This window comes from Culturomica massiliensis, assembly GCF_900091655.1.
GTDB lineage: Bacteria > Bacteroidota > Bacteroidia > Bacteroidales > Marinifilaceae > Culturomica > Culturomica massiliensis.
Genome location: NZ_LT594621.1, coordinates 1,569,930 through 1,582,659, shown reverse-complemented (window position 1 = coordinate 1,582,659; position 12,730 = coordinate 1,569,930). Strand labels below are relative to the sequence as shown.

Below are 12,730 nucleotides of genomic sequence, written 5' to 3'. Positions count from 1 at the left end.
TTAATTATTGTCGCAATAGATGGATGATAAGTAGAATTTGGGAAAAGTTTTTACTTCCTTTTCTGTTACCAGATTGTACATCACATTTACACAAAATCCTGCAGCAATCCAGGAGCCGATAGATAGCTGGGGAGCCGGTCGTGCATCCTTTTCTTTTTTGAACGTGTCTATCACCTGATCGAGCCAGGGCCTCGAAATATTCCAAAAGGAACTGTATTTGGAAACATATTGAGCCATCTTCACTTCAAAACCTTCAGGCGTATGCGACAATAGGGATAATTTAAATCCCTTTGGCTTTACTACGGTAAGAAAACCGGCCCAACCGAAATTATAGGGATGTAATACAGGGATATCGGATTTCTGGCATAACTTATCAAAAATAAAAGGGATATCGGATTTAAAATCCAAAGCATTGATAGCTACATCATGTCCTTTTATTAATTCTTCTACATTGTCTTTATTTATATAACAGGTATGAAAATCTATTTTAGCTTCCGGGTTTATACGTAACAGCCGATGAGCTAATCTTTCTGCCTTATAGTGACCGAGATCCGATTCTTCATAGTTTTGACGATTTAAATTGCTTAATTCAACCTTGTCACCGTCCACTATTGTGATATTCTCAAAACCAAATCTCAAAGCACATTCTGCGATTATACTGCCTATGCCTGCACCTCCTAGCAGAATCCTGTATTTCTTTATAGCTTCTTGTTCTGATTCCTTAACGTAAATACGATTTCTACAATATCTTTCTTCCATAATATATATTTTTGATAGACAATGTAAAAGTAGGACATTAGAATAAGATAGCTACTACACAAAAGGGTAATTTCGACTGTTTTATTTTAACGGTAAATCTATTTGTGCATATTACGTATGAAGTTTATAGATGACGATTTCAAAACCACGTTTCAGGTTCTTTCCGGGCGCTGCATTTTTCGAATAGCATAGCTGTGTAAGGGGTATTGAATATCCGGGCTTCGGCCGGACATTCTTTTACACAGGCACAACATTTGATGCAAAGGGCCGGGTCGCTTACGGGAATTGTTCCGGATATGGCTTCGGTCGGGCATACTTCCGAACATATACCGCATTGGATACATTTTTCGGAAGAGGTGACGGGGGCTGCCGGAGTTTTCGGACCTTTTATTTTATACGGATAATTTCCCGGAATATGCGGTTCCGGAAATACTGTTTTTTGTTTTGTCGCATTCCATTTTTCAACGGCTTTCCACCCGAATGTTATAGCTGCGGTTTGGTCGGCAGCATCCGGTCGTCCGCCTGCAATCGGCATATCCGTCCGGCTGTAGGAATGTTCGCCGATGAAGGCTGCTGCTGCCAGCGGACAGAACCCTGTATTTTTCAAATGGTCCGTCAGTTCCAGTAAGGCATCTTCATAATCCCGGTTGCCGTATACGACTACCGGAATAACGGGTGTCTGTTGCCCTTTTATCCATTGCAGACGCTCCATTGCCGTTTCTGCAACACGCCCTCCGTATACCGGAACGGCGACGATGGCTATATCTGCCTGTATTACTATCGGTTGGCCGGGGTGCCGGTAAGTTAAATCGGTTTCGGTGATATTGTCCGTATTGCATCCCAGGGCTATCGAACGTCCGATAGTACGGCTCGTATGTGTCGGTGAAAAGTAAACAAGATGTAATTGCATATAACTTTAGTTTATATTTTAGTATTTGTATGGCGTTTCTTTTTCTCCAATTGCATGATTGATGTGACGGAAAAAGAAAATATTCCCAGCAGGGTTATGATGGTGCCTGCGTATATAAAAGCACGGGTAATACCAATATGATCGGCAATGAATCCGGTAGCCAATAGTCCGATGACAGCCGGCAGCAAACTCAGGCTTCCGAATAGAGAGAATACCCGGCCTAAAGCCGTAGGGGCAATGTAGGTTTGCAGCAATGTTGTAAAAGGACTGCTGTAAAAGGGTGCGGACAGCCCTCCGATGACTGTAAGGAGAACAAACAGGGTGAAACCGCCGGTGGGTAAAAGCCCCGAGCCTATCAGATAGGCTCCCAGAACCAGATAGGATATGTTAATCAGGATTACTTTTCGTACTTTGAATTTCCAGATACCTATAATAAGTCCTCCGGTTAATGTGCCACCACCCCATATCATTTCTATCAGGCTCATTTGGAATGTACTGCCTTCGAAGTGTACGACTGTCATCAGAGGGAATAGGGTAGCAACAGGCATCAAAAAGAAAGTGACTAAAACAGAGATTCCCATTAACCAGGCAATGCCTTTGTGTCGTCTCACTTCTTGCAGACCTTCTTTCATTTCCCGGATAACACTCGGTTTTTCTTTTATCTCTTTTGGGGCCGGGTCGGGAATAAATACGAATAATAAGGCGGTGCAGGCGATCAGTGCTCCGGCAACGTCACAGAGCATCACTGTCGTCATGTTGAACGAGGTGATCAGGATGGCACCTAGTGCCGGTCCGGCAATGCTACTGGCCGACTGAATAGCCTGATTGACACCGGCTATACGCATTAATTCGGATTCGGGAGCAAGTAAAGGTATGGCAGCTTGCATGGCAGGGGAGTGAAACGCATTTCCGACGCTTCGTAAAGCCAGTAACAGATAGATGTATTCTAATTCCGCCATGTCGTAATAAAACAGTAATCCTAATATGAAAGAGCATAAAGCGACAAACATATCGGCAGCTATCATTGTCCTTTTCCGTTTCCACCGGTCTACATATACTCCTGCAAACGGGCCTAAAACAGCCTGTGGTAATAAGCTGGCCATGACAGATAGCGCAAGGACCTCAGCACTACGGGTCTCTATGCTCAACCAGAAAATGACGGCATAGCCGACGATAGCGCTACTTAATATAGAGAACAGTTGTCCTGCCCAGATGATGGCAAACTTTTTTTTCCAATTATCCATGATTATAATAAAATTAGTTATGCTACAACTTTCGAAGCAGCTGTATGTAATAAATAAAAGTGTTTTGTGTCACCTCACCTTAAAGGCCGCAAGTATTACAAACTTCATAACTAATTTTCTTTTGAAAAGTCGGGATAAAAATACAAAAAAATCCCATAGTTTTCTTTATCGGAGGAAAAAATGTAATTTCCGATCGAAAATTATGGGATAGGAGTAGTATCGTTTTATTTCAGAGCAACTCTTATTTGAAAATCTTCAGCCTGTCGTGGATCGGTTTTATTTCTTTTTTATCAGGAACGAGCAAAGGTGTTCCGAATGGCATTTGTGCTATCAGTTTCCAATGTTCCGGTAATTTCCACTCAGCAATAACGGCGGTATCAATCAATGGATTGTAATGTTGCAATGATGCTCCGAATCCGGCATCTTCGAGCATGGTCCATGTGGCAAGCTGATGCATAGCCGATGTGTGTTCCGACCATTCCGGGAATTTGCTTTCATATAAGGGAAAAGCTTTTTGTAATCCTTCAACGATGGCTTCGTCCTCAAAAAACAGAACGGTACCGTAACCGGAAGCAAAGGAGTTGTTAATTTTATTTTCAGTAGCTTTAAAAGCCTGTTCTGATATGATTTTTTGTAAGGTATCTTTTACGATTTGCCAGAATTTTTTGTGTTGTTCTCCCAACAATAATACCAAACGTGTCGATTGTGAATTAAATGCAGAAGGAGTCGTTTCCAATACAAAGCGGACGATTTCCTCGACTTTTTCATCGGGTATCGGTGATTGAGCCTCTATCGCATAGTAACTGCGTCTGTGTTTCAGGGCTTCTTTTAAATTTCGTTCCATAATAATAAGTTTTATCAGTTCATTTATTACTTTTTGATTTACAATATTTCTTTTCTGGCAGCATGGAATGACAAGCCCAGTTTAAAATCGTAAATCCAAAATCTACAATTACAATTTTACGTTGTTTTTTGTAAAAAGTGAACTTTATCATCTAAAAATTCTTATGGTCGGTATTTATTTTACTTTATCTTTGCAGACCTTGAATTTGTATGAAATGGCATTTGTAACTTTATGAGGTTACAGGATTTATTGATTCAGTTGGAATTATGAATACGATTTTTATAGTATTACCGATTCTTACCCTTTTGATGTTCGAACTGGGATTGGAACTAAATATCAGGGATTTTCTTCTTTTTTATAAGCGTCCCCGGCCGGTGTTTGTCGGGCTTGTCGGACAGATTGTGGTTTTGCCTCTATTGGCAATAGGGTTGGGCTTGTTTTTCCGTTTGGATGCTCTTTTTTTTATCGGCTTAGTGCTGATTGCTTGTTCTCCGGGGGGCAGTTCGTCCAATGTGTTTTCCATGATTGCGAAAGGAGATGTAGCGCTTTCCGTCAGTCTTACAGCTCTCAGCAGTGTGATTACTCTTTTTACGATTCCTGTGATCATGGCTTTTGCGTTTCATTTGGTGGGTAATCAGGAAGATTTTAGGATGCATTTGCCGGTGGGGCGTTTGATTATCCAGAATCTGGTCTTGACTTTACTGCCGGTTGTTCTGGGGGTACTATACAAACGATACGCTCCGGAAAGGGCAGAAAAAGTAAGGTGTTTGTTGAATAAAATAGCTTTTCCGGCACTTCTTTTATTGGCGACAGTATTTTTTGTACAGCATTACCGGGTGATTCTTGTACATATCGGACAATTAGGTGTGTGTATCGGAATGCTTATTTTGTCGGCTATGGCCGTTGGGGGCGGCTTATCCTGGCTTATGCGCCTGCAGGGGAGAGAAAGGCGTACAATTGTCATTGAAATCGGTATGCAGAATGCCGCTCAGGGGATAGCTATCGCAACCAGTCCCTTTATATTTAACAGTGAAATTATAGCCATTCCTTCGATTGTATATGCTTTGATTATGAATATTGTTTTACTGACTTATATCAGGGTGGCCGGCCGGACTATTCAACCCGTAAGTTAGAAACAGGATAAAATAGCATTGCCTGTAAGCAGGTATATGTTCAGGCCGATGATGTCATTGGTCAGTGTAATGAAAGGGCCTGTTGCTAAGGCCGGATCAATATTTAATCTGTTGAGCAGTAGGGGAAAGGCTGTTCCGAAGATCGAAGCAAACAGGATAACAATGAATAGGGAAAGGGTAACGGTCAACGGCATGGCCAATGAATTGAGATTGAAACAAAGAGTCAGGAGAAAAATAATGGAAGAGCAAATCGTAGCATTGATTAGTGCTCCGCCGATCTCTTTGATGATATTGTGGAATCCGTTTTTAAGGCTCAATGAGTTTGAGGCTAATCCTTGTACTACGATGGCTGAAGATTGAATGCCAACATTTCCTCCCATAGCTGTAATGACGGGAATAAACATGGCAGTTACCGGAAAAAGAGCTATTTCCGCTTCGTAACGGGAAATCATATACGCAGAGACCATTCCTCCAAAGAGGGCGATGATCAGCCAAGGCAAGCGGGCTTTGGTTTGCGACCAGATGCTGTCTGATGTCTCCACGTCCTGGCTGATACCGGACATCATCTGATAGTCTCTCTCGGCCTCTTCGCGGATAACATCGACGACGTCGTCGATTGTAATCCGTCCTGCCAGGCGTCCCAGAGAATCGACAACCGGAATGGCTACGAGGTCGTATTTCTGCATAATACGGGCTACGGATTCTGCCGGCTCATCGGTTTTTACAGATATAATGTCTTCGTAATACAGATTACTGATTTTGGCAGAGGTCGGGGAAAGAATCATCTTTTTCAGTGATAGACGTCCCTTTAGTTTGTTATCGTCGTCGACGACATAAACGTTGTAAATTTCGTCGATATTTTCAGCTTGACGGCTCAATTCGCGCAGACAGGTGAGAACGGTCCAGTTTTCATTGACGACCACCAATTCTTTTGCCATCAAACCTCCGGCAGTATCTTCGTCATAATGCAGCAAGTCGACAATATCTCCGGCTTGTTCCAGGTCGTCCATATGGGATAATACCTCGTGTTGTTGCTCGTCGGAGAGGCTCCCGACAACATCGGCGGCGTCATCGGATTCCATATGGTCGATGAAGCGTTTGGCAATAATTTCAGGAGGAAAAGAAGCCAGAAAGCGATTGCGTTCCTCTTCGTCGATTTCTGCAAGTACATCGCTGCCTTTTTCGTTATCCAGTAGTAAAAAGACGAATTGTGCCCGTTCGTTATCCAGTTCTTCTAAAATTTCTGCAACATCCGCCGGATGCAGATCTTTGAGTAACCCGGAAACTTGTTCTTTGTTACCGGCATCGATCAACTCTTCGATTTGACTCAGGAATTCGTGGGTAAGCTCAAACTGAAGCATGGCAATGAAATTTAAGATGTATGACAGGCATTAAATTCTTCGATCTGCCGGCAGAGTGTAATGAAATCGTCTACACTCAACTGTTCCGGACGTAGATTTAGATAGTCCGAGGTAAAGTTTGCCGGTGTGATCTGTCGTATTGAGTTGCGTAAAGTTTTACGGCGTTGGTTGAATCCGGTTTTAACGATATTGAAAAACAATTTTTCATTACAGGGCAACTGTTCCCTTTCGTTACGGGTCAGACGTATGACTGCGGATTTTACTTTCGGCGGCGGATCGAAAACATTTTCACTGACGGTAAAGAGATATTCGATACGGTAGAATGTTTGTAAAAAAACACTTAAAATGCCATACGTTTTATTTCCATGAGAGGCGGTTATTCTTTCTGCGACTTCTTTTTGTATCATGCATACCGCCTGTTTCACCAAGTGTTTATTTTCGATGATGCGGAAAAAAATCTGAGATGATATGTTGTAAGGAAGATTACCGATAATAGAGAAAGGAGAGTTGTACCAATGGCTGATGTCGGTTTTCAGAAAATCTCCGAATAAAATCCGTTCCCGTTGTTCCGGTAGTTCGTTATGTAAATATTCGATCGATTCGGTATCGATGTCGATTGCTCGTACAGAAAAACGGTTGTCGGCGAACAAATGTCGTGTAAGTACACCCATTCCCGGACCTATTTCCAGTACTTCGCTTGTCATCGGAAGCAGACTGTCAGTAATTTTACGTGCAATATTCTGATCTTTCAGAAAATGCTGTCCCAGACTTTTTTTAGCTCTAACAATACTCATGATGCAAAAGTACAATTTAATTGTAAATATTGGATTGTAAATTTTAAATTAATGAATGGGCAAGCACTTTATCAGGTACTAAAATTTAAAACAATTATGGGTATAAAAAGAGAATCCGGAATCCGGATAATGATTTTCTTTGGGAATAGCCGAAAATCATAAATTGAAAATCCGGATTTAAAAACTATATAAAATAGGTTGAAAATTATGTTCGATAAGCATTAATTTATATACTTTTGCAGCAATCAAAATTAGCACGATGCCTCTTGTTTATAAACGGATAGTTAAGTTTTTTGTTTTTTTAGGGATCACTTCCCTTTTATTTTGGTTGGTATATCGGAACCAGAACTGGAGCGAGGCGGAGAAAATATTGAAAGAGGATGTCGATTATACCTGGATTTGGGTAGCTATCGGCATGGGGCTTTTAAGTCATCTTTGCCGGGCATTGAGATGGCAATTGCTGACTCGTTCGATGGGATATAATATTCGTTTGGCAAATAGTTTTATGGGAGTGATGATCGGTTATCTGGCGAATATTGCTTTGCCCCGGATGGGCGAATTTACCCGGTGTGGGGTTGTCAGTAAATACGAGCGTGTACCTTTCTCGAAATTATTCGGAACAGTTGTGGCGGAGCGGGTTATCGATTTGGGTATATTGGTCGCATTGACATTAGTCGTAGTATTTACTCAGTTTAAGCAAATCGGAATTTTTTTAGAAGATAACCGGGAAGTGGAGGAAAAAATCGTTTCTTTTTTTCATTCTTCCTGGTTTTTTGTTTTTGCGGTGGGATTGGTATTGGCATTGTATATTGTATGGCGGCTTTTGAGAAAAACTTCTTTTCACGAACGGTTGAGAAATTTCTGGCAGGGAATGAAGGAAGGATTGTTAACCGTAAAGCGTGTGAAGCACAAGTGGTTGTTTGTATTTTATTCGCTTTTTATCTGGTTGATGTATTACCTGATGTTTTACGTTTGCTTTTTCTGTTTTGAATTTACATCTGATTTAGGTGCACTGATAGCCTTGACGATTTTTGTGTTGAGCAGTTATGGAATGGTTATGCCGGCTCAGGGCGGCATCGGTTCCTGGCACGCTATGGTGATAGCCGCTTTGTTGGTGTATTTGCCCCATACTCCGGGAATTGAAAATATGTGCCGTACATTTGCTTTGCTGACGCATGGAACAATGACGCTTCTGTATATTGTTGTCGGAGCGTTTTGTTTATTGATCATGCCTTTGTATAACACGAAGAGTTTGAAAAAGCAGGAATAAAAATTCCATATTAGATATATATATGATTGGAGCAGAACTTATCGCAAATTATTTCCCTGAATTGACAAAAGAACAAAAAGAGCTTTTCGGTGGTTTAGGTGAGCTATACCGGGAATGGAATGAGAAAATAAATGTAATTTCGAGGAAAGATATCGATTCATTGTATATTCACCATGTCCTCCATTCTTTGGCTATAGCTAAAGTGCTATCTTTTGAAAAGGGAACTCATATTATGGATGTCGGAACGGGAGGCGGTTTTCCGGGCATTCCGCTGGCTATTTTATTTCCGGACAGTCATTTTTATTTGGTGGATTCTATCGGTAAAAAGATAAAAGTGGTACGAGGAGTAGCTGAAGCATTGGGATTGGAAAATGTAAAAGCCGAACAAATCCGGGTAGAACAAGTAAAAGAAAAATTTGATTTTATTGTCAGTCGTGCGGTAACTGCATTTCCGGCTTTTGTCGGATTGGTGAAAAATAAATTCAATACGGAGTCCCATAATGAATTGGCTAACGGGCTGTTGTATCTGAAGGGCGGAGATTTTGAGGAAGAATTGAAGGCCTATCAACAGGCGGTAAAGATTTATAATATACCCGATTTTTTTAAAGAGGAATTTTTTGAAACGAAGAAAGTAATTTACCTGGATCGGAGTAAATTGAAATGAGAAGCTGAGAAATTTTACGATTGAGGGGTATAATCAGAATGCTATAACAGCAAAAGGGGGACGATCTAAAATCGTAAATCTGAAATCTGTAGCTTATATACAGATTTGAATTTTTGATTTTAAATTAAAAATTGTAAATTGCCCCGGTGTTCTGAATGACAGTTCGACGGTATCGTCGGAAAACGGAGAAATTTCTTATAAATTTGATCTCAAATCGTGGATCAACAAGCTGGATAATTATGGTAACAAGAAGAGATTTTATTAAAAAGAGTGGCTTGGCTATTGCTGCTGCCGCAGTTGCCGGTACACCCTTAAAATATGTGGTGGGTAAAGAGACTTCGGGGATAGCAGGGGGAATGCAGGCTGGAAGCGGTTTTACGACAAAACGTCCGGCTTTGGAAGAACGGCATTTTATTTCAAAAGCGGTAGAGGATACGATCATTCATACCAAGCAGCAGTTGAAAGATCCTAAATTGGCCTGGATGTTTGAAAATTGTTTTCCGAATACTTTGGATACGACGGTTGATTTCAAAATGAGAGACGGACGACCGGATACTTTTGTCATTACCGGCGATATCAATGCGATGTGGTTGAGAGATTCCGGTGCTCAGGTATGGCCGTATCTCCCATTATGTAAGGATGATGAACAATTGCGTTTACTGGTAGCCGGAGTTATCAACAGGCAGACGCAATGCATATTGCTGGATCGATATGCCAATGCTTTTACTCATGGTACGGAATCAAGTGAATGGGCTTCGGATTTAACGGAAATGAAACCTTATATACATGAGCGGAAATGGGAAATAGATTCGCTATGTTATCCGGTACGGTTGGCTTATCATTATTGGAAAATTACAGGAGATACTTCTGTTTTCGATAAAGAATGGACCCGGGCAATGGGTTTGGTGATTCAAACGTTTAAAGAGCAACAACGCAAGACAGAGAAAGGACCTTATAAGTTTCAACGCCGGACAGAACGACAATTGGATACTTTAAATAATGACGGTTGGGGTAATCCGGTAAATCCGGTAGGATTGATTGTATCCTGTTTCCGTCCATCCGACGATGCAACGACATTTGGCTTTCTGATACCCTCCAATCTGTTTGCGGTAACTTCTTTGCGGCAGATGGCGGAGATTGCGGAAAAGGTAACAGGTAATTCTACTTTGGCGGCGGAATGCAAGGCATTGGCGGCAGAGGTGCAGACGGCGATCAATCGGTATGCTATTGTTACCCATCCGAAATACGGTAAAGTGTATGCTTATGAAACAGATGGTTTCGGGAATCATTATTTTATGGACGATGCCAATGTTCCCAGTTTGTTGGCAATGCCTTATTTGGGGACGATATCTGTAAAAGATCCGGTATATCAGAATACACGCAGGATGGTTTGGAGTAATGATAATCCTTTCTTTTTCAAAGGTACGGCAGCAGAAGGAATTGGAGGCCCCCATATCGGATACGATATGATATGGCCGATGAGTATTATTATGAAGGCGATGACGTCTACAGACGACGGGGAAATCCGGAAATGTATCAGAACTCTTCGGGATACAGATGCCGGGACGGGTTTTATGCACGAGTCATTCCATATGAATAAGCCGGAGAAATTTTCACGTTCCTGGTTTGCCTGGGCGAATACGTTATTTGGGGAATTGATTGTGAAGTTGGTAGATAACGGTAAAATTTCGCTTTTGAATAACCTTTAATATTTAAATTTAATATTAACCATTTTGTTGTAAAAATATTTATTCGTAAATTTGCACCATATTCATTTCCATTCGGTTCTTGCCGGATGATATTTCTACAAATCAAAAATCCATTATCATCGTTATATGTACGACATTTTAGAGTTGAATGACAAATTGCTGACAGAGTTGCGGCAAATTGCAAAAGATTTAAATATCAAGCGCATCGAAGCTTATAAGAAACAAGAACTTATATATAAAATTTTAGATCAGCAAGCTGTCGCTGCTGCAGAAATCCGTCCGGTTGTTGCAGAAATTAATCCGGGACAACCGGAGGACGATAGGCGGAAAGAACGTAAGCCCAGAGTACGTGTTGTGCGTTCCGGTGCAGAAAAAGTCGGTGACTCCAAAGGAGGTGTCCAAAAATTTGCAAAACGGGAAGACAATAAACGGGAAGATAAACCGCTTGAAGAGAATAAGCGGGACAATAGCAGCCGGGAAGAGAACCGGAAAGAGGAAGTAAAACAGGATGTCAGGAAGGAAATTGTGGTGCAGGAAAGTGAGGATGGTACTAAAAAAAATACCGGAAAAGCATCGGAGCGGAAAGAGTTTAACCGTCCTAAATTTCAGGACCGTCAGAAGCGGGAGAAAAATGTACATATTCAGCATCGGGATGTTTTAGAGAAAGATTTGGATTTTGGAGTCGTAGAGCAGGAGGAAGATTATACCAGGGATAATTACGAATATCAGCCGGAGGTAGAAGAAATACCGTCTGTACAGCCGGATCAGCCGGTTGTTGCAGAAGATCGGTATGAGGAGAAGAGAGAAACCGGTAATCCGAACGGAAATACTTATTCCGGAAGCGGAAAGATGAAATTTGACAAACGGGATAAATATTATGAATTTGAAGGAATTATCTGCAATTCAGGTGTTTTGGAAATTATGCCTGACGGATACGGTTTTTTGCGTTCTTCTGATTACAATTACCTGAATTCTCCGGATGATATTTATGTATCTCAAAGTCAGATTAAATTGTTCGGTTTGCAGACGGGAGATACAGTTGAAGGTACCGTTCGTCCTCCTAAGGAAGGTGAGAAGTATTTTCCGTTGATTAAAGTGGAAAAAATAAACGGTAAGTCTCCGGAAGCTGTACGTGACCGCATACCTTTCGATCATTTGACGCCTCTTTTCCCCAATGAGAAATTCAATATAACGGGTAATGGACGTGCGACTATTTCTACCCGCGTTGTAGATATGTTTGCACCCATCGGAAAAGGGCAGCGGGGGTTGATCGTTGCTCAGCCGAAAACCGGTAAGACGGTTTTGTTGAAGGAAATTGCAAATGCAATTGCTGCAAACCATCCTGAAGTATATTTGATTATTTTATTGATAGATGAACGGCCGGAAGAGGTGACAGATATGGCACGTAGTGTCAATGCTGAAGTGATTTCTTCTACTTTTGACGAACCGGCAGAACGGCACGTAAAGGTGGCTAATATTGTGCTGGAAAAGGCTAAACGTATGGTAGAATGCGGACATGACGTCGTTATTTTACTTGATTCGATTACCCGTTTAGCCCGTGCTTATAACACCGTTTCTCCGGCTTCCGGAAAAGTACTTTCGGGTGGTGTGGATGCCAATGCTTTACATAAACCGAAACGTTTCTTCGGAGCGGCCCGTAATATTGAAGACGGTGGTTCATTGACTATTTTGGCCACGGCACTTACGGAAACCGGTTCTAAAATGGATGATGTAATATTCGAAGAGTTCAAAGGAACGGGTAATATGGAATTACAACTCGATCGTAAATTGTCGAACAAGCGCATTTATCCGGCTGTGGATATTACTGCTTCCAGTACACGGCGTGAAGATTTATTGTTGGATGCCAAAGTGCTTAACCGGATTTGGATCTTGAGAAATTATCTGACGGATATGAATTCAATCGAAGCAATGGAATTTGTAAAAGATCGTTTGGAAAAAACCAAGTCTAACGAAGAATTTCTGATTTCAATGAATGACCAGTAATGGTTTACATGTAATATATCGAATTTCAGTATAAAATA

At 41.4% G+C, this 12,730-nt stretch carries 11 protein-coding genes; 5 read left to right on the top strand and 6 right to left on the bottom strand.

The window, feature by feature from the left end; all coding sequences use genetic code 11:
* The 4 genes from BN8908_RS08050 to BN8908_RS08035 all read right to left on the bottom strand — a co-directional run bounded on the left by BN8908_RS08050 (position 1) and on the right by BN8908_RS08035 (position 3,757).
* A complete protein-coding gene (locus BN8908_RS08050; protein ID WP_068689966.1) occupies positions 1-759 on the bottom strand; it encodes a ThiF family adenylyltransferase in 759 nt (252 codons plus the stop codon).
* A gap of 139 nt (positions 760-898) precedes the next feature.
* Positions 899-1,669: a 4Fe-4S binding protein gene (locus tag BN8908_RS08045; protein WP_068689965.1), complete on the bottom strand. Its 771-nt coding sequence runs from the start codon at positions 1,667-1,669 to the stop codon at positions 899-901.
* A gap of 11 nt (positions 1,670-1,680) precedes the next feature.
* Complete coding sequence (locus BN8908_RS08040) at positions 1,681-2,913, bottom strand: MFS transporter (protein WP_068689964.1); 1,233 nt, start codon at positions 2,911-2,913, stop codon at positions 1,681-1,683.
* Between the two features lie 241 nt (positions 2,914-3,154).
* A complete protein-coding gene (locus tag BN8908_RS08035) occupies positions 3,155-3,757 on the bottom strand; it encodes a nitroreductase family protein (protein ID WP_068689962.1) in 603 nt (200 codons plus the stop codon).
* 266 nt (positions 3,758-4,023) lie between these two features.
* On the opposite strand from BN8908_RS08035, the gene BN8908_RS08030 reads away from it, so the two are divergent.
* Entirely contained in the window at positions 4,024-4,890 is an 867-nt protein-coding gene (locus BN8908_RS08030; protein ID WP_021988419.1) for a bile acid:sodium symporter family protein, read from the top strand.
* Here the strand turns inward: BN8908_RS08030 and mgtE are convergent.
* Both mgtE and rsmA read right to left on the bottom strand, forming a co-directional pair.
* Positions 4,887-6,251, bottom strand: a complete 1,365-nt coding sequence (gene mgtE / locus BN8908_RS08025) for a magnesium transporter (protein ID WP_021988420.1) — start codon at positions 6,249-6,251, stop codon at positions 4,887-4,889. The genes BN8908_RS08030 and mgtE overlap by 4 nt on opposite strands.
* A gap of 11 nt (positions 6,252-6,262) precedes the next feature.
* Positions 6,263-7,045 (bottom strand): 16S rRNA (adenine(1518)-N(6)/adenine(1519)-N(6))-dimethyltransferase RsmA, encoded by a 783-nt coding sequence (rsmA, locus tag BN8908_RS08020; RefSeq protein WP_068689960.1) that lies wholly within the window; start codon positions 7,043-7,045, stop codon positions 6,263-6,265.
* Between the two features lie 259 nt (positions 7,046-7,304).
* Between rsmA and BN8908_RS08015 the strand changes: the two genes are divergently transcribed.
* The 4 genes from BN8908_RS08015 (at position 7,305) to rho (ending at position 12,692) form a co-directional block, all read left to right on the top strand.
* The gene (locus BN8908_RS08015) at positions 7,305-8,315 is read left to right on the top strand and encodes a lysylphosphatidylglycerol synthase transmembrane domain-containing protein (protein WP_021988422.1); all 1,011 of its coding nucleotides are present in this window, start codon (positions 7,305-7,307) and stop codon (positions 8,313-8,315) included.
* Between the two features lie 22 nt (positions 8,316-8,337).
* Positions 8,338-8,979 carry a 16S rRNA (guanine(527)-N(7))-methyltransferase RsmG gene (gene rsmG, locus BN8908_RS08010; RefSeq protein ID WP_068689959.1) on the top strand — a complete coding sequence of 214 codons (642 nt, stop codon included), beginning with the start codon at positions 8,338-8,340 and terminating at the stop codon, positions 8,977-8,979.
* Between the two features lie 239 nt (positions 8,980-9,218).
* Positions 9,219-10,688, top strand: coding sequence for a glycoside hydrolase family 125 protein (locus tag BN8908_RS08005; RefSeq protein ID WP_021988424.1), 1,470 nt, complete (start codon positions 9,219-9,221; stop codon positions 10,686-10,688).
* A 126-nt stretch (positions 10,689-10,814) separates the two neighbouring features.
* The gene (rho, locus tag BN8908_RS08000; protein ID WP_068689956.1) at positions 10,815-12,692 is read left to right on the top strand and encodes a transcription termination factor Rho; all 1,878 of its coding nucleotides are present in this window, start codon (positions 10,815-10,817) and stop codon (positions 12,690-12,692) included.
* The last annotated feature ends 38 nt before the right edge of the window (positions 12,693-12,730 follow it).